The organism is Streptomyces sp. NPDC001315, assembly GCF_042896175.1.
Taxonomy (GTDB): domain Bacteria; phylum Actinomycetota; class Actinomycetes; order Streptomycetales; family Streptomycetaceae; genus Streptomyces.
In genome coordinates this window covers 179,093-194,884 of sequence record NZ_JBIAWZ010000001.1, presented here as the reverse complement: position 1 = coordinate 194,884, position 15,792 = coordinate 179,093, and the positions used below count along the sequence as shown (strand labels likewise).

The following is a 15,792-nucleotide window of genomic DNA, read 5'->3' as shown; positions in this document are numbered from 1 at the left end:
GTACGGGTGTGTTTCGGTGGCGTTTCGTGTTGCAGGGTGGTTTCCGGAACCTCACCGTTGGCGGGTGGTTCGCGCTGCGTGCGGCGGGGGCTTGTGGATCAGGGAGAATGGGCGGCATGAGCGTTCGTACCCAGTCATCCGAACAGCCGGCCGAGGTCCCTCACCGCGCCGGCTTCGCCTGCTTCGTGGGCCGCCCCAACGCGGGCAAGTCCACCCTGACGAATGCTCTGGTCGGCCAGAAGGTGGCGATCACGGCGAACCAGCCGCAGACGACGCGGCACACGGTGCGCGGCATCGTGCACCGGCCGGATGCCCAGCTGATCCTGGTGGACACCCCCGGGCTGCACAAGCCGCGCACGCTGCTCGGCGAGCGGCTCAACGACGTCGTCCGCACGACGTGGGCCGAGGTCGACGTGATCGGCTTCTGCCTGCCGGCGAACGAGAAGCTCGGTCCCGGTGACCGTTTCATCGCGAAGGAGCTGGCGTCGATCAAGAAGACGCCGAAGATCGCGATCGTCACGAAGACCGACCTGGTGGACAGCAAGACGCTGGCCGAACAGCTCATCGCGATCGACCGGCTCGGCGCGGAGCTCGGCTTCGAGTGGGCCGAGATCATTCCGGTGTCGGCGGTCGGGGACAAGCAGGTGGACCTGCTCGCCGACCTGATCGTTCCGTTGCTGCCGGAGGGACCCGCGCTCTACCCCGAGGGCGACCTGACGGACGAGCCCGAGCAGGTGATGGTGGCGGAGCTGATCCGGGAGGCGGCGCTGGAGGGCGTACGCGACGAGCTCCCGCACTCCATCGCCGTGGTCGTGGAGGAGATGCTGCCGCGCGAGGACCGGCCCGCCGACAAGCCGCTCCTCGACATCCACGCCTTCGTCTACATCGAGCGGCCCAGCCAGAAGGGGATCATCATCGGCCCCAAGGGCAAGCGGCTCAAGGACGTCGGCATCAAGTCCCGCAAGCAGATCGAGGCGCTGCTGGGCACCCCGGTGTTCCTGGACCTGCACGTGAAGGTGGCGAAGGACTGGCAGCGGGACCCCAGGCAGCTCCGGAAGCTCGGCTTCTGAGCCTTCGGACATCGGACCGGGCGGGCCGGTGTCAGTCAACCCCCCGGATCCGCCCCACCAACCCCGCCCCCGCCACCCCGATCACCGCCGCGACCAGGTACAGCACCCGGTAGCCGCCGAGATACGTCACGATCGGCGCGGCGAGGGCCGGGGCCGCCACCTGGGGGAGGGCGTTGGCGATGTTGATCACGCCCAGGTCCTTGCCCCGGTTCAAGGCTTTCGGCAGGACGTCCGTCATCAGGGCGAAGTCGACCGACGTGAAGACGCCGAAGCCGACTCCCAGGACCGCCGCCGCGACGACGGCTCCCGGCCAGGTCTGCCAGGCCGACAGGGCCGCTGTGGCTACCGCCATCAGGACGCCCGACCAGACCACGAAGGGTTTGCGGCGGCCGACCCGGTCCGACCAGACGCCGCCGACGACGACCGTCGCGAGGAGGGTCAGGGCGTTCACCGCCGTGAGGATCAGGACTCCCTCGTCGGGGTCGTCGTAGTGCAGGCGGTCCCGCAGGTAGTACAGCAGGTACAGCAGCACCAGCGCGTTGCTCAGGTTGATCAGGAAGCGGGTCAGCCAGGCCCAGGCCAGGTCCGGGTGATGGCGCGGGCTCAGCCAGAAGCCCGTCAGGAAGCCGCGGACGGACCATGCGGGGCGGTCCGCGGGGGACAGCCGTAGATCCTCGTGGCGCAGGACGTACGGCAGTACGCCGGCCATCGTGAACACCGCGCACGCCACGTATCCGGCCCCGATGCCGCCCGCCGCCGTCGCCAGGCCCGTGCCGCCGACCACGCCCAGGACCTGGGCCGCGCCCAACCAGCCGCCGACCGCGCCCCGTTGCAGCCGGGGCACGCGGTCGGGGACCGCTGCCGTGATCGCCGCGAAGGCCGCGTTCAGGGTCAGCTGGACCAGGCACCAGCCCGCCGTCATCGTCCACACGCCGTCCGCGCCCGCGAGCAGCAGCAGCGACAGCGCGCCGCCCGCCGCCCCGGCCACGATCCACGGCGTACGGCGGCCCCGGCGGGCCGTGGTGCGGTCCGACAGCGCGCCGAACAGCGGATTGGCGACGAGGGACACGACCGCGCCCACGCCCGTGACCCACGCCAGCATCGTCTCCTTCGACATCCCGGAGCCGGGCGCGAAGTCCTCGGACTGGGAGGCCAGCAGGATCTGGAGCGGACCGAACCAGCCGACCCAGATCGCCCCGTTGGCGAGCGCGAGTGCCGCCGTCCACCCCCGGCCGACCCTCCCCCAGTTCTCGGCTTCGCTCAAACCGGGGGGACCCCCATGACGGGCTCGGCGAGAGCATGAGCGGGCGAGGGCTCGGCGGCCGTCATCTCTGGGCCCGCAGCACGTCCCGGAACCAGGCGTACGACGCCTTCGGGGTCCTCGTCAGGGTCTCGTAGTCGACGTGGACCAGGCCGAAGCGGCGTGCGTAGCCCTCCGCCCACTCGAAGTTGTCCAGCAGCGACCACACGAAGTAGCCCCGTACGTCCACGCCCGCATCCATCGCCCGGTGCAGCGCCCTCAGGTGGCCGTCCAGGTAGGCGATGCGGTCCTGGTCGTCGAGGCCCTCGTAGGAGCAGCCGTTCTCGGTGATGACGACGGGCGGGAGCCGGTCGCCGTAGCGCTCGTGGAAGGTGGTGAGCAGCTCCGTCAGGCCCTCCGGGACCACCGGCCAGCCGAAGTCCGTCATCGGGCGGTCCTCGATCTCCCGCACGGAGAAGGGGAGTTCGGCCGGAAGCGTCAGACCGCCGAACTCGATCTCCGCGCCCTGTGGGGAGCCCACCTTCGTCGGGGCGTAGTAGTTGATGCCGTACCAGTCGATCGGTTCCGCGATGACCTTCAGGTCCGCTGCCACGTCTCCGGGCATCAACTCGCCCAGGCCCTCGGGATATCGGCCCAGCAGCAGCGGCTCCGCGAACAGGCGGTTCAGCAGGAGGTCGTAGAAGCCGGCCGCCTCCAGGTCCGCCGGGTCCTGCGACGCCGGCCAGGTCGGGCCGTGCGAGTTGGCGATGCCGATGTCCGTGGCGCCCGCCGCGCGCAGCGCCCGTACGGCCAGACCGTGGGCCAGCAGCTGGTGGTGGGCGACCGGGAGCGCGTCGAAGAGGAGTTGCTTGCCAGGGGCGTGGGCGCCGAGGGCGTGGCCCAGCAGGGTGTGTTCCGCGGGCTCGTTGAGGGTGATCCACTTGGTGACGCGGTCACCGAGCCGTGCCGCGACCACCGACACGTACTCGGCGAACCGGGCCGCCGTGTCCCGGTCCAGCCAGTCCAGCTGCACCGGAAGGTCCCAGTGGAAGAGCGTCGGGACGGGGCGGACGCCCGCCGCGCACAGCTCGTCCACCAGGCGGTCGTAGAAGTCGAGGCCGCCTGGGGAGTTCACCCGCGGCCAGGAGACGGAGAAGCGGTAGGCGTCCACGCCCAGGCCGGCCAGGAGTGCCACGTCCTCGCGGTAGCGGTGGTAGTGGTCGCAGGCCACCGCCGCCGTCGAGCCGTCCTTCACCCGTCCCGGCTCGGCCGTGAACGCGTCCCACACGGACGGCTCGCGCCCGTCCGTGGCCCCCTCGATCTGGTGGGCCGAGGTGGAGACGCCCCACAGGAAGCTGTCCGGGGACGCCGGGAACTGAGGTATCGGGTTCGTCGCCATGGGCCGGATCATCCGTACCTGCGGTAACAGAAGTCAACGCCCGGGCGTGAACTGCCGGTTGAGTCCCCTACGCCCCTTCCTTCAGCACCCGTGAGATCAGCTTCCGCTGCTCCTCCGTCAGCCGGGGGTCCGCCGCGTACACGGTCTTCCCGTCCACCGTGATCTCGTAGCTGAAACCGTCCGGCACTCCGATGGGCGGCGTGCCCCGGCCGGCGGCGTGTGCCTGCTCGGCCAGGGCCTGCCACTCGTGGGCATCGGGCCGCCCCGAGGTGTCCACCTCGGCGTACCGCTCGATGCCCGCGAATCCGCCCGTGCGCCTCACCTGAATACGCATAGGTCCCTGTCTAGTACGGAACTAGAGGGTGCGCACCCCGACCTGCTCCCAGGCCTTCAGTACCGCCTGGAGTTCCTCGCCCTCGCCGTAGCGGCCCCGGGCCGCCTTGACGGTCAGCGTGGCGAAGTCGGCGAACAGCGCGTCCTTCTTCAGTTCGCCGCCGGTCAGCACGTCGTACCAGACCTGGCCCGCCCGCTCCCAGGCGTGGCCGCCGAGGGCGGTGGCGGCGAGGCAGAAGGCGTGGTTGGGGATGCCGGAGTTGATGTGGACGCCGCCGTTGTCACGGTTGGTGTGCACGAAGTCGTCCATGGTCGCGGGCTGCGGGTCCTTGCCGAGGACGTCGTCGTCGTACGCCGTGCCCGGCTCCTTCATCGAGCGCAGCGCGACGCCGGTGACGCGCGGGGCGAGCAGGCCCGCGCCGATCAGCCAGTCGGCCTCGGCGGCGGTCTGGCCGAGCGTGTACTGCTTGATGAGCGAGCCGAAGACGTCGGACAGCGACTCGTTGAGCGCGCCGGACTGGCCGAAGTAGGCGAGGTTCGCCGTGTACTGCGTGACGCCGTGGGTGAGTTCGTGCCCGATGACGTCGACCGGGATGGTGAAGTCGAGGAAGATCTCGCCGTCACCGTCGCCGAACACCATCTGCTCGCCGTTCCAGAACGCGTTGTTGTAGTCCGTGTCGTAGTGCACGGTCGCGTCCAGCGGCAGGCCGTTGCCGTCGATCGAGTCGCGCTGGTAGGCGCTCAGGTACAGCTCGAAGGTGGCGCCCAGGCCCGCGTACGCGCGATTGACCGTGGCGTCCTTGGTGGGCTTGTCGCTCTCGCCGCGCACCTTCTTGCCGGGCAGGTCGGTGCGGTGGCGGGCGTCGTAGACGGTGCGCTGCGGCTTGCCGGTCTCGGCCGCCGCGGCGACGGCCGGGGCGCCCACGACGGTGGTCAGCCGGCGGCGGGTGCGCTCGAGGGCGTCGCGCTCCAGGGAGCGGCGGGCGGGACCGGAGAGCGCGGGGTCCTCGTGCTGGGCGAGCTTGTCGAGAACGTGTGGCGGGATGATCGTGCAGAAGACGGGCTCGGAGCCCCCGTGTGTCGTCATGCTCGGCACCTTTGCACTGCGTTATTTCGCTGTCACTACCCGCAACCATGATTGGTGAAATACGGGGGCAAAGGGCTCCGGTCGTCGTCACGGAGTGGTATGGAGCACTTTTTGTCCACTTTGCTCCCCTTGCCCCGCCGGTCCCGCATACTGGAACAGGCCCGCGCATCCGGTGCGGCTCGGCTAGGCTGCGGAGCATCATGCGTTTCGGGCTGCTTCTCCTTAGCTGCCGCGGCGAGGGCCTGTAGTCGAGGCCGACTCCCTCCCCGCGGAGCTTGGCGTTGCGTCGTCGGCCGTCCCGTCGGACACCTTCTCGAGGAGCCCACGCATCATGGCGAACCGCCAGCAGCCCAGTTCCATGCCGATCCACAAGTACGGCCGCTATGAGCAGGTCGACATCCCGGACCGCACCTGGCCCCAGAAGCGGATCACCGTAGCCCCCCGCTGGCTCTCCACCGACCTGCGCGACGGCAACCAGGCCCTGATCGACCCCATGTCGCCCGAGCGCAAGCGCCGGATGTTCGACCAGCTGGTCAAGATGGGCTACAAGGAGATCGAGGTCGGCTTCCCGGCCTCCGGCCAGACCGACTTCGACTTCGTGCGCTCGATCATCGAGGAAGAGGGCGCGATCCCGGACGACGTGACGATCTCCGTGCTGACCCAGGCCCGCGAGGACCTGATCGAGCGCACGGTGGAGTCCCTGAAGGGTGCCCGCCGCGCCACCGTCCACCTGTACAACGCCACCGCCCCGGTCTTCCGCCGGGTCGTCTTCCGCGGCTCCAGGGACGAGATCAAGCAGATCGCCGTCGACGGCACGCGGCTGGTCGTGGAGTACGCCGAGAAGCTGCTGGGCCCGGAGACGGAGTTCGGCTACCAGTACAGCCCCGAGATCTTCACCGACACCGAGCTGGACTTCGCCCTGGAGGTCTGCGAGGCGGTCATGGACGTCTGGCAGCCCGGCCCGGGCCGCGAGATCATCCTGAACCTGCCCGCGACGGTCGAGCGCTCGACGCCCTCCACGCACGCGGACCGCTTCGAGTGGATGCACCGCAACCTCTCCCGCCGCGAGCACGTCTGCCTGTCGGTCCACCCGCACAACGACCGCGGCACCGCCGTCGCCGCCGCCGAGCTGGCGCTGATGGCCGGCGCCGACCGCGTCGAGGGCTGCCTGTTCGGGCAGGGCGAGCGCACCGGCAACGTCGACCTGGTCACCCTGGGCATGAACCTGTTCTCGCAGGGCGTCGACCCGCAGATCGACTTCTCCGACATCGACGAGATCCGTCGTACGTGGGAGTACTGCAACCAGATGGAGGTCCACCCGCGCCACCCGTACGTGGGCGACCTGGTCTACACGTCCTTCTCCGGCTCCCACCAGGACGCCATCAAGAAGGGCTTCGACGCCATGGAGGCCGACGCCAAGGCCAAGGGCGTCACCGTCGACGACATCGAGTGGGCGGTCCCGTACCTGCCGATCGACCCCAAGGACGTCGGCCGCTCCTACGAGGCCGTCATCCGCGTCAACTCACAGTCCGGCAAGGGCGGTATCGCGTACGTCCTGAAGAACGACCACAAGCTGGACCTGCCGCGCCGGATGCAGATCGAGTTCTCGAAGATCATCCAGGCGAAGACGGACGCCGAGGGCGGCGAGGTCACCGGCGGTGACATCTGGGCGGTCTTCCAGGACGAGTACCTGCCGAACCCCGAGAACCCGTGGGGTCGCATCCAGGTCAGGAACGGCCAGTCGACAACCGACACCGACGGCGTGGACACCCTCACCGTCGAGGCGACGGTCGACGGCGAGGACACGGTCCTGTCGGGCTCGGGCAACGGTCCGATCTCGGCCTTCTTCAACGCCCTGGAGTCGATCGGCGTCGACGTACGCCTGCTGGACTACCAGGAGCACACGATGAGCGAGGGTGCCTCCGCGCAGGCCGCCTCGTACATCGAGTGCGCGATCGGCGACAAGGTTCTGTGGGGCATCGGCATCGACGCGAACACGACGCGTGCGTCGCTGAAGGCGGTCGTCTCCGCGGTGAACCGCGCGACCCGCTAGAGCCTGTCCGACCGGGCATTTCGGGGCCCTGACCGCCTTCCACGGCGGCCAGGGCCCCGTCGGTTTCCGGCCATCCACCCGTGGAGGTCACGGAAAGGTCTCGTCCGGGGTACTGACTCCGCCTCGCCGATGTGGCTAACATCACGCAAGCGCAGCGATGTTGCTGCGGCCTTACGGAGGTGCGACGTGCTGCCAGTACGGGGACGAGACGGCCGTGCCGCCAGGCTTGCGCGCATCCTGGGCACACGTACCGCCTGGACGCCGGTCGGCGACGGCGAGTTCTTCTGCCCCGGCTGCGGGGGCGACCGCAACTACCAGCGCCTGACCGGCCGTCGGCGCTTCACCTTCCTGGGCGTGCCCGTGCTGCCGCGCGGCGAGACCGGCCCGGTCGTCGAGTGCGCGGCCTGCCGCCGCCACTTCGGCGCCGACGTCCTCGACCACCCCACCACCACCCGCTTCTCCGCCATGCTCCGCGACGCCGTCCACACCGTCGCCCTCGCCGTCCTGGCCGCCGGCGGCAGCTGCGCCCGTACGTCCCTGGAGGCCGCCGCGGTCACGGTCCGCGCGGCCGGCTTCGAGGACTGCACGGAGGACCAACTCGGCGCCCTCGTCGAGGCCCTCGCGGAGGACACCGGCCGCGTCCTCGGCCCGCCCTGCGGCGCCGGCCTCGCCATAGAGCTCCACGAGGCCCTGGACCCGCTCACCCCCCACCTCGCCCCGGCCGGCCGCGAGTCGATCCTCCTCCAGGGCGCCGGAATCGCCCTCGCCGACGGCCCCTACACCCCCGCCGAGCGGGACGTCCTCGCGACGGTGGGGGCGGCGCTGGCGATCTGCGCGGACGACGTGGGCCGGTTGCTGGCGGCGGCGCGTACGCCGTCGTAGCGGGCCGGGGAACGAGGACCGCTCTGTGCCGTTACTCCCCGGGGAGTAACGCGCCCGCGCCGTCACCCCACGCAGTACGCCCGAACTCGCCCTCGCGCGCGACGATTCCCGCCTCCCGCGCCGGAAGTCTGGAACCCGTAACCAGACAGCCGTGCCGGAGGGAGGGCCCGTTCCATGGGGGCCGGAGACACAAGTACGCGGACGCGGCGACGAGCCGTGCCCTGGCTGGTGCTCGCGTTGTGGGTCGGGGTGCTGGCGGTCGCGGGGCCGTTCGCGGCGAAGCTCGCCGACGTGCAGCACGACAGGGTCACCGACTATCTGCCCGCGAGCGCCGACTCGACGCAGGCCGCCAAGCTCCAGGACCGGTTGCCGGGCGGCGAGAGCACCGAGCTGGTGCTGGTCTACCACCGCGCCGGCGGGCTCACCGCGGCCGACCGGGCCGCCGCGCAGGGGCAGGTCGCCGAGGTCGCCGGGCGGCACGCGCTGACGGGGACCCCGCAGGGGATCCCGTCGAAGGACGGGACGTCCCTGATGTACCCGGTCGCCACCAACGAGCCCGGCACCGACGAGGACAAGCGGGACGCCTTCGTCGAGGACGTACGCCACGTCGCCCACAGCGAGGGCGGGCTGACGGTCGAGGTGGGCGGGTCGGGCGCCCTGGCCACCGACGCGGGCAAGGTCTACCAATCGCTCGGCGGACCGCTGCTCTACACCACCGTCGGCGTCGTCGCCGTCCTGCTGATCCTCATCTACCGCAGCCCGGTGCTGTGGCTGGTGCCGCTCGTCGTGGCCGGCATCGCCGATTACCTCTCCATGGGCGTCGCCTACGGCCTGAACCAGGCCTTCGGAACCTCGGTGTCGGGGCAGAGCTCGGGCATCATGACCATCCTCGTCTTCGGCGCCGGCACCGATTACGCCCTGCTGCTCGTCTCCCGCTACCGGGAGGAGCTGCGGCGCGTGGAGCGGCCGTACGACGCCATGCGGGCCGCGCTGCGCGGCTGCGGGCCCGCCGTGCTCGCCTCCTCGGGGACCGTCGCCGTCGGACTGCTGTGCCTGCTCGCCGCCGACCTCAACTCCAGCCGGGCGATGGGCCCGCTGGGCACCGTCGGGGTGCTGTGCGCGCTCGTCGCGATGCTGACGCTGCTGCCCGCGCTCCTCGTCCTGCTGGGCCGCCGGGTTTTCTGGCCGCTCGTGCCCGCCTACGGCAGCACGCCCAAGGTGCGCAGGTCGCTGTTCGCCGCGATGGGCACCTCGGCGGGACGGCGCCCGCTGACCGTGCTGGCCGGCGGAGCCGTGTTGCTCGGCGCGCTCGCGCTGGGCGCGCTGAACCTGCCCGGCGCGGTCAAACAGCAGGACTCCTTCGTCGACCGGCCCGAGTCGGTCGCCGCCATGGAGACCCTCGCCGAGGCCTACCCCGAACGGTCCGCCCAGCCCATAGACGTGCTCACCCCGGCCGACCGGGCCGACGCCACCCTCGCGGCGATCCGCGGCACACAGGGCGTCGCGGGCGCGCAGCAGGGGCGTACCGGAGGCGGCTGGACCGAGATCTCCGTGACCGCCGCGGCGCCGCCCCAGTCGGCGGGCGAGACCGCCACCATCGAGCGACTGCGGCACGACCTCGACGACTCCTACGTCGGCGGACCCAGCGCCCAGCAGATCGACCTGGCGGACACCAACGCCCGCGACCGGCTCATCGTCGTGCCGATCGTCCTCGTCTCCGTCCTGCTGATCCTCGTCGTCCTGCTGCGGTCGCTCGTCGCGCCGCTGATGCTCGTCGCCGCCGTGGTCGCGGTGTGGGGCGCGGCGCTCGGCCTCGGCGGGCTGGTGTTCGGGCCGGTGTTCGGCTTCGAGGGCACGGATCCGGGGCTCGGGCTGCTGTCCTTCGTGTTCCTGGTCGCCCTCGGCGTCGACTACGGGATCTTCCTCATGCACCGGATGCGGGAGGAGTCGACGCGGGGCGCGGAGCCGGTCGCCGCCGCGCTGACCGCGCTGCGCACGACGGGCGGGGTCATCGCCTCGGCGGGCCTGGTCCTCGCCGCGACCTTCGCCGTGCTCACCAACATGGGACTCGTGCAACTCGTCGAGCTGGGCTTCGTGATCGCGGTCGGCGTGCTGCTGGACACGTTCCTCGTCCGGACCTACCTGGTGACCAGCGCGAGCGTGGCGCTGGGGCGGAAGGTGTGGTGGCCGGGCCGGCTGTCGCGGACGCCCGATCCGGCACGGCCGGAGCGGCAACCGGAGCCCGTGTGACCGTCGGGCGCCCCTCCCTGCCGGAGGGGCGCCCTCCTACCGGAAGATGAACCCGTGCAGGCAACCACCTCGGCGCCGGCCCGCCGCAGCGAGCGGATCATGGCGGCGATCAACCGCGACCCCCGGACCGCCCCGCACGCCACCCGCAACGACGCGTGGCTGGCGGCGGCGGTCGCCGTGCTCGGCGTGGTGATCGCGCTGTGCACCGACCACGGGCGCCGCCCCGACGCGCTCGGCTGGATCCTGCTGCTCGCCGTCCCCGTGCCCCTGGTGTGGCGGCGGCGCCGCCCGCTGCTCGTCCTGGCCCTGGTCGTGGCCCTCGTTGTGCCCTACCACGCCCTCGACAACAACCACGCGGCCCCGACCCCGGCCTCGTACATCGCGCTCTACACCCTCGCCGTCACCGGCCGCCCACTGCGCACCGTGCTGACGGGCATGACCGTCCTCACCATCTCCGTCAGCGTGATGCTCACGGTCAACACCCACCAGGCCGTCGAACTGCTGCGGATCTCCGGCTGGGTGATCGCGATGCTTTTCTTCGGCGTCGACGTCCGCTACTACCGCCAGTACGTCGCGGGGATCGTCGAACGCGCCGAACGCGCCGAACGCACCCGCGAGGAGGAGGCCCGCCGCCGCGTCGCGGAGGAGCGGCTGCGCATCGCGCGCGACCTGCACGACCTGCTCGCGCACAGCATCACCCTGATCGGCGTCCAGACGTCGGTGGCCGCGCACGTCCTCGCCGCCGACCCGGACCGCCTCGATCGCACCGCCGTCGCCCAGGCCCTCGACGACATCGCCGAGACCTGCCGGACGGCACGCGGTGAGCTGCGTACGACCCTGGAAGTGCTCCGCGAACACGACTCGCCGGACGCCCGCGGGCCGCTGCCCGGCCTGCACGGCCTGCCCGACCTCGCGGAGGTCGCCCGGCTCGCGGGGGCGAAGGTCGAACTGTCCCTGACGGCCCACGAGGCGCCGCCCGCCGTCGGGGCCGCCGCCTACCGGATCGTGCAGGAGGCGCTGACCAACGCCGTGCGCCACGGCGGCCGGGACGACCTCACCGTGCGGGTGAGCGTGTACGACGGTGAGGGCGCCCTCCGGGTGCACGTCACCGACGACGGGGCGGGCGCCCGCGTCGGTGAGGGCGACCGCCGGGTGGACGTCGACCACGGCGAGGCGGGCGCAGCCACGCGCGCACCCGGCTTCGGGCTCGTCGGGATGCGGGAACGAGCCCGCAGCGTGGGCGGAACGGTGACGGCCGGACCCGGCGCCGACGGGGGCTTCGAGGTGACGGCGCTGCTGCCGCTGGGAGGAACCGAATGACGATCCGCGTGCTGCTCGCCGACGACCAGACCCTGGTACGGGCCGCGTTCGCGATGCTCGTCGAGTCGGCACGGGACATGGAGGTCGTCGGGCAGGCGGGCACGGGGCGGGAGGCCGTCGAGCTGGCCCGTACCCGGCGTGCCGACGTGGTCGTGATGGACATCCGCATGCCCGACCTGGACGGCATCGAGGCGACCCGGCTGATCGCGGCGGACGAGGACCTGGCGGGTGTGAGGGTCCTGGTCCTCACCACGTACGACACGGACGAGAACATCGTCGAGGCGCTGCGCGCCGGTGCCTCCGGCTTCCTGGTGAAGGACACCCGCCCGGCCGAACTCCTCGACGCCGTCCGCACGGTGGCCGCCGGGGAGGCGCTGCTCTCGCCGGGGCCGACCGCCCGGCTGATCGCACGGTTCCTGCGCAGTCCGGTGGCGCCGGTGGCGGGCGGACCGGAGTGCCTCTCCGACCGTGAACGGGAGGTGCTCACCCTCGTCGGGCGCGGGCTCAACAACACCGAGGTCGCCGAGGCGCTGGGGCTGAGCCCGCTCACCGCGAAGACCCACGTCAGCCGGATCATGGGGAAACTGGGGGCGCGGGACCGGGCGCAGTTGGTCGTCGTGGCGTACGAGTCGGGGATGGTCACACCGGGGACCATGTGACGGACAGGTCGGCGTCCCGTGCGGGACGACACATCCGTAAGGGAGAGCCATGATTTCCCTGAGCCGCACACTCCTGGCCACCGCCGTGCTTCTCACCCCGTTCACCGTCACGACCCGGGCCGCCTCGGCAACGCCCGGCTGCACCTCCTCCGTGCCGTACGTCTCGGGCGAGGGCGGCTACGACACGTACCGCATCCCCGCCACGGTCACCACGCGCCGGGGTACGGTCCTCGCCTTGGCCGAGGGCAGACGCAGCGGCGCCGGCGACACCGGCGACATCGATGTCGTCCTGCGCCGCTCGGCCGACGGCGGCTGCACCTGGGGGCCGATGACCGTCGTCGCCGCCGGGGACGGGGACACGCGGGGGAACCCGGCACCGGTGGTCGATCCGCGCACCGGCGCGGTCGTGCTGCTCACCTCCTACAACAGCGGTGCCGTGACCGAGGCGCAGATCATGCGTGGGGAGGTCACCCCGGAGCAGGGCCGACGGGTGTTCGTGCAGCGCAGTGGGGACGACGGGCGGCACTTCACACCTCCGCGAGACATCACGGCCGAGGTGAAGCCGGCCGGCTGGCGCTGGTACGCGACCGGGCCCGGCCATGCGGTGGCCCTCACCCGGGGGCCGCACGCGGGCCGGCTGGTCGTCCCCGCCAACCACTCCGCCACCCCGCCCGCAGGGTCGGCCGACACGGGGCGGGAGGCCAGGTACTACGGGGCCCACGCGCTGTACAGCGACGACGGTGGCCGCAGCTGGCGGCTCGGTTTCGTGGACGACTCCTACGACGGCGTGAACAACTCCAACGAGTCCAGCGCGGCACAACTCCCCGACGGGCGGCTGTACTTCAGCTCCCGGGACCAGAGCGGCACGAGCGCAGGCAACCGCCTCGACAGCTACTCCAGTGACGGTGCCAAGACCCTGTCCCGGCCCTACGCCGTGCAGCCCACGCTGAACGAGGTGCCGGTGGTCGAGGGAAGCGTCCTCCAACTTCTCGGACCCGGAGCGCCGTTGCTGTTCTCCGGCCCGTCCGTGCCGACCGCCCGGCGGGCCATGGCGATCTGGCGGAGCGTGGACGGCGGGGTGAGCTTCGAGAAGGTGGTGACGTTGTCGGCGCGGCGGGCGGCGTATTCGGATCTGGTGCAGGTGGGGCGGGGCACCGTCGGGGTGCTGTACGAGACGGGGGTGGCGGGGGCGTACGAGAGGATCGAGTTCCGGCGGGTGGGGATCGGCTGACCGCACCGCGCGCCCGCGATGTCGAGGGCGCGCAGCGCGTGATGACCGTCCACTTCCGAGGGATCGAGGCGCGGGCGGGCAGGCCGTACGACGGTGATTGGACTGTGCGGCCGTGGTCAGATCGTGCGGCCGCGGTCAGGGCAAGGTCTTCTGGTAGTACTTGTCCTGGTCGGAGTCGTACACGAGCTTGCCGGCGGCGTCGTAGCCCTTGATGTGCGGAGCCTTCGTGACCTGCTGGTTCAGGGTGCCGTAGGCGACGAACCAGCCGTGGTCCAGGGCGGTCTCGCCGGTGCTGCCGCCGTAGGAGACGGTCACCTTGGTCACCGAGGGGTCGACCGTGCCGATGATGCCCCAGCGGAACGGCAGCTTCCAGTTGCCGCGGTCGAGGAACGACTGCTGGTACAGCTTGCCGCTGTTGATGTCGGCGTACACGGCGCCCGCGTCCGCCGGCGCGTCATTGCCCACGCTGGTGTTGAGGTCGCTAGCCTTGCCGTCCTTGACGTTGCAGATCAGCCGGACCTGCTGCGGGGTCGCGTCCTTCTTGACCGCGACGTGGGCCTCTTTATCGGCCTGCATCAAGCACCGTTCCTACAGACTGAGCGGGAGTGCGTCCTGCATCCAGGACCGCTGCTCAGTCGCGTGCTCCGAACGGTGTTGGGCACGCTGGTCGCCCGCGTTCGCTCCGCGTCCGGGCGGCACGCATCTGGTGCGTGGTCCGGGGATGCGGGGGCGGGGTTCCTCGCGCTCTCGGGTTTCCGGTCGGGCCTGGGCGGTCCGATGCCCCGCACGATCGCTCCGGTCGTGTGGGGGCGGTGTCGTCCGTCGCCGGATCGGGTGTCCGAGGGCGCGTCGCCCGATCGCGATGCACGCTGCATCGTGCCGGGAAACCTGTCGGTTGCTGCTCGTCAGGGGCTTCTGCCAGTGCTGGGCGCCCCACCGGGAGGTGTAGGCCGGGTCGACCGCCACGATGGCGATGTCCTGTTCGGCGGCCATCGCCACCAGTCGCGCCCTCAGCTTGGCGGTGGGGAAGCGGGAGATGAGGCGGCGGAAGCGTTTGTTGCGGCCGTGCTTCTCCCGGCACCGGCCGTCGGTGAAGTCCAGGTCCTCGATCGCGATCGCCGCCGCGCCGGTGGCGCGGGTGTGGTGCAGCAGCCTGGTGAGGGCGTGCCGGATCTGCGCGTCCCGGTGCTGGGTGGAGCCGGTCAGGTCGTAGAAGTAGCGGCGGGGCTCGCCGACCGGGTTGCCGTGCTTATCGAGGCGCCAGGCGGCGAGGTGGTCGTCGTTCATGTCGACGGCGACCACGCCCCGGGCGAGAGCCGCTTCCAGTGGCAGGACCGGGGCGGGGGTGCGGTGCCAGGAGGCGGTCACGTACCAGCGGCCCCGTGTCACGTCGTGGTGGATGCGGTAGGCCACCGCCCGATTGTTGGTGATCCGGTCCAGCCACTCCGCACCCCGGTGCGTGAACTGCACGGTCGCGTCCAGGAGGTACCGGCCGTGCGGGGCGTTGGCCAGATGGGCCAGCGCGGCGGGGAGTTTGAGGGAGAGCTGTCCGGTGTCGGTGACGCGCAGGGTTTCGTTGCCGAAGCGTTTGCCGGACTCCCCGTCCGCGGCCAGGAACATCCGCGCCGCCCGCCACCGCTCCCGCCAGGCATCCCGGCTCAGCCCGGCCGCATCCAGGTGGTGGCGCTGGTGCGCGAGTTTCTTCCCGCCGCGCACCACGCGCACCCGGCCGGCCGCCCAGTCCGCCTCCACCCCGGCCAGCCGGGCCCGCAGGGCGTGCAGGCGGCGGGACTTGGCATGCCACTCCGACCGCGACCCGTACCCCCGCGCCAGCCCCGCCCGCCGGTCCGCCTTCGCCCCCAGCGGACGCGCCAGCCGCGCCTCGATTCGCGCGATCTGCCCCCGCAGCCACGCCATCTCCGCCGCCTGCCCCCGCCGGGCCAGCGCCCACTGGTCGTGCGTGGCCTTGGTGATACTGCCCGCCCACCTGGCCGAACAGAGCCCGGTCAGCTCCCGCTTGCGCACCGCCCAGGTGTCACTGCCGTGCTCCAACCCGTGCCGGGAACGCACCGCGAGGTCACCCGCGGCCAGCGAGCCGAGGAACACCCCCACCTCGGCCAGCACCGCCGCATCCGCCTGCGACACCCGCAACCGGCCCCGGATCGCCACACCCGCCGGGCCGGGCACGACAAACGGCGAGGCCACCTCCCGCAGTCCACCCACTCCCGTCACCCCACCCCAGTAGCGCGCTGACACATCCTGTCGTCC

General features: G+C 71.6%; 13 protein-coding genes. 7 read left to right on the top strand and 6 right to left on the bottom strand.

The window, feature by feature from the left end; translation table 11 throughout:
- Window positions 1–107: 107 nt before the first annotated feature.
- Window positions 108–1,070 carry a GTPase Era gene (gene era, locus ACFY16_RS00910; RefSeq protein WP_390644937.1) on the top strand — a complete coding sequence of 321 codons (963 nt, stop codon included), beginning with the start codon at window positions 108–110 and terminating at the stop codon, window positions 1,068–1,070.
- 31 nt (window positions 1,071–1,101) lie between these two features.
- Here the strand turns inward: era and ACFY16_RS00905 are convergent, their stop codons facing one another.
- From ACFY16_RS00905 to ACFY16_RS00890, 4 genes are all read right to left on the bottom strand, one after another.
- Complete coding sequence (locus ACFY16_RS00905; RefSeq protein WP_390644936.1) at window positions 1,102–2,334, bottom strand: MFS transporter; 1,233 nt, start codon at window positions 2,332–2,334, stop codon at window positions 1,102–1,104.
- Window positions 2,335–2,395: 61 nt separating this feature from the next.
- The gene (locus tag ACFY16_RS00900) at window positions 2,396–3,721 is read right to left on the bottom strand and encodes a GH1 family beta-glucosidase (RefSeq protein WP_390644935.1); all 1,326 of its coding nucleotides are present in this window, start codon (window positions 3,719–3,721) and stop codon (window positions 2,396–2,398) included.
- Window positions 3,722–3,776: 55 nt separating this feature from the next.
- A complete protein-coding gene (locus tag ACFY16_RS00895; protein ID WP_351140389.1) occupies window positions 3,777–4,043 on the bottom strand; it encodes a protealysin inhibitor emfourin in 267 nt (88 codons plus the stop codon).
- Between the two features lie 21 nt (window positions 4,044–4,064).
- On the bottom strand, window positions 4,065–5,129 hold the full coding sequence (locus tag ACFY16_RS00890) for a M4 family metallopeptidase (RefSeq protein WP_390644934.1): 1,065 nt from the start codon (window positions 5,127–5,129) through the stop codon (window positions 4,065–4,067).
- A gap of 331 nt (window positions 5,130–5,460) precedes the next feature.
- Between ACFY16_RS00890 and leuA the strand changes: the two genes are divergently transcribed.
- The 6 genes from leuA (at window position 5,461) to ACFY16_RS00860 (ending at window position 13,524) form a co-directional block, all read left to right on the top strand.
- A complete protein-coding gene (gene leuA, locus ACFY16_RS00885; protein ID WP_390644933.1) occupies window positions 5,461–7,182 on the top strand; it encodes a 2-isopropylmalate synthase in 1,722 nt (573 codons plus the stop codon).
- A gap of 186 nt (window positions 7,183–7,368) precedes the next feature.
- Window positions 7,369–8,064, top strand: a complete 696-nt coding sequence (locus ACFY16_RS00880; protein WP_390644932.1) for a TerB family tellurite resistance protein — start codon at window positions 7,369–7,371, stop codon at window positions 8,062–8,064.
- A 174-nt stretch (window positions 8,065–8,238) separates the two neighbouring features.
- A complete protein-coding gene (locus tag ACFY16_RS00875; protein WP_390644931.1) occupies window positions 8,239–10,314 on the top strand; it encodes an MMPL family transporter in 2,076 nt (691 codons plus the stop codon).
- Between the two features lie 54 nt (window positions 10,315–10,368).
- On the top strand, window positions 10,369–11,634 hold the full coding sequence (locus ACFY16_RS00870; RefSeq protein WP_390644930.1) for a sensor histidine kinase: 1,266 nt from the start codon (window positions 10,369–10,371) through the stop codon (window positions 11,632–11,634).
- Complete coding sequence (locus ACFY16_RS00865; RefSeq protein WP_390644929.1) at window positions 11,631–12,293, top strand: response regulator; 663 nt, start codon at window positions 11,631–11,633, stop codon at window positions 12,291–12,293. The genes ACFY16_RS00870 and ACFY16_RS00865 overlap by 4 nt, the downstream gene beginning before the upstream one ends.
- Window positions 12,294–12,342: 49 nt before the next feature.
- A complete protein-coding gene (locus ACFY16_RS00860) occupies window positions 12,343–13,524 on the top strand; it encodes an exo-alpha-sialidase (protein WP_390644928.1) in 1,182 nt (393 codons plus the stop codon).
- Between the two features lie 135 nt (window positions 13,525–13,659).
- Here ACFY16_RS00860 and ACFY16_RS00855 read toward each other — a convergent pair whose 3' ends face one another.
- Both ACFY16_RS00855 and ACFY16_RS00850 read right to left on the bottom strand, forming a co-directional pair.
- Window positions 13,660–14,100, bottom strand: coding sequence for a hypothetical protein (locus ACFY16_RS00855; RefSeq protein WP_390644927.1), 441 nt, complete (start codon window positions 14,098–14,100; stop codon window positions 13,660–13,662).
- A 12-nt stretch (window positions 14,101–14,112) separates the two neighbouring features.
- Window positions 14,113–15,729 (bottom strand): IS200/IS605 family accessory protein TnpB-related protein, encoded by a 1,617-nt coding sequence (locus tag ACFY16_RS00850; RefSeq protein WP_390644926.1) that lies wholly within the window; start codon window positions 15,727–15,729, stop codon window positions 14,113–14,115.
- Window positions 15,730–15,792 lie beyond the last annotated feature (63 nt).

Bases quoted from the DNA above. Each gene is read 5' to 3' on its own strand.
- era (WP_390644937.1), top strand. From the start codon at position 108: ATGGGCGGCATGAGCGTTCGTACCCAGTCATCCGAACAGCCGGCCGAG.
- ACFY16_RS00900 (WP_390644935.1), bottom strand. From the start codon at position 3,721: ATGATCCGGCCCATGGCGACGAACCCGATACCTCAGTTCCCGGCGTCC.
- ACFY16_RS00895 (WP_351140389.1), bottom strand. From the start codon at position 4,043: ATGCGTATTCAGGTGAGGCGCACGGGCGGATTCGCGGGCATCGAGCGG.
- ACFY16_RS00890 (WP_390644934.1), bottom strand. From the start codon at position 5,129: ATGACGACACACGGGGGCTCCGAGCCCGTCTTCTGCACGATCATCCCG.
- leuA (WP_390644933.1), top strand. From the start codon at position 5,461: ATGGCGAACCGCCAGCAGCCCAGTTCCATGCCGATCCACAAGTACGGC.
- ACFY16_RS00875 (WP_390644931.1), top strand. From the start codon at position 8,239: ATGGGGGCCGGAGACACAAGTACGCGGACGCGGCGACGAGCCGTGCCC.
- ACFY16_RS00865 (WP_390644929.1), top strand. From the start codon at position 11,631: ATGACGATCCGCGTGCTGCTCGCCGACGACCAGACCCTGGTACGGGCC.
- ACFY16_RS00860 (WP_390644928.1), top strand. From the start codon at position 12,343: ATGATTTCCCTGAGCCGCACACTCCTGGCCACCGCCGTGCTTCTCACC.
- ACFY16_RS00855 (WP_390644927.1), bottom strand. From the start codon at position 14,100: ATGCAGGCCGATAAAGAGGCCCACGTCGCGGTCAAGAAGGACGCGACC.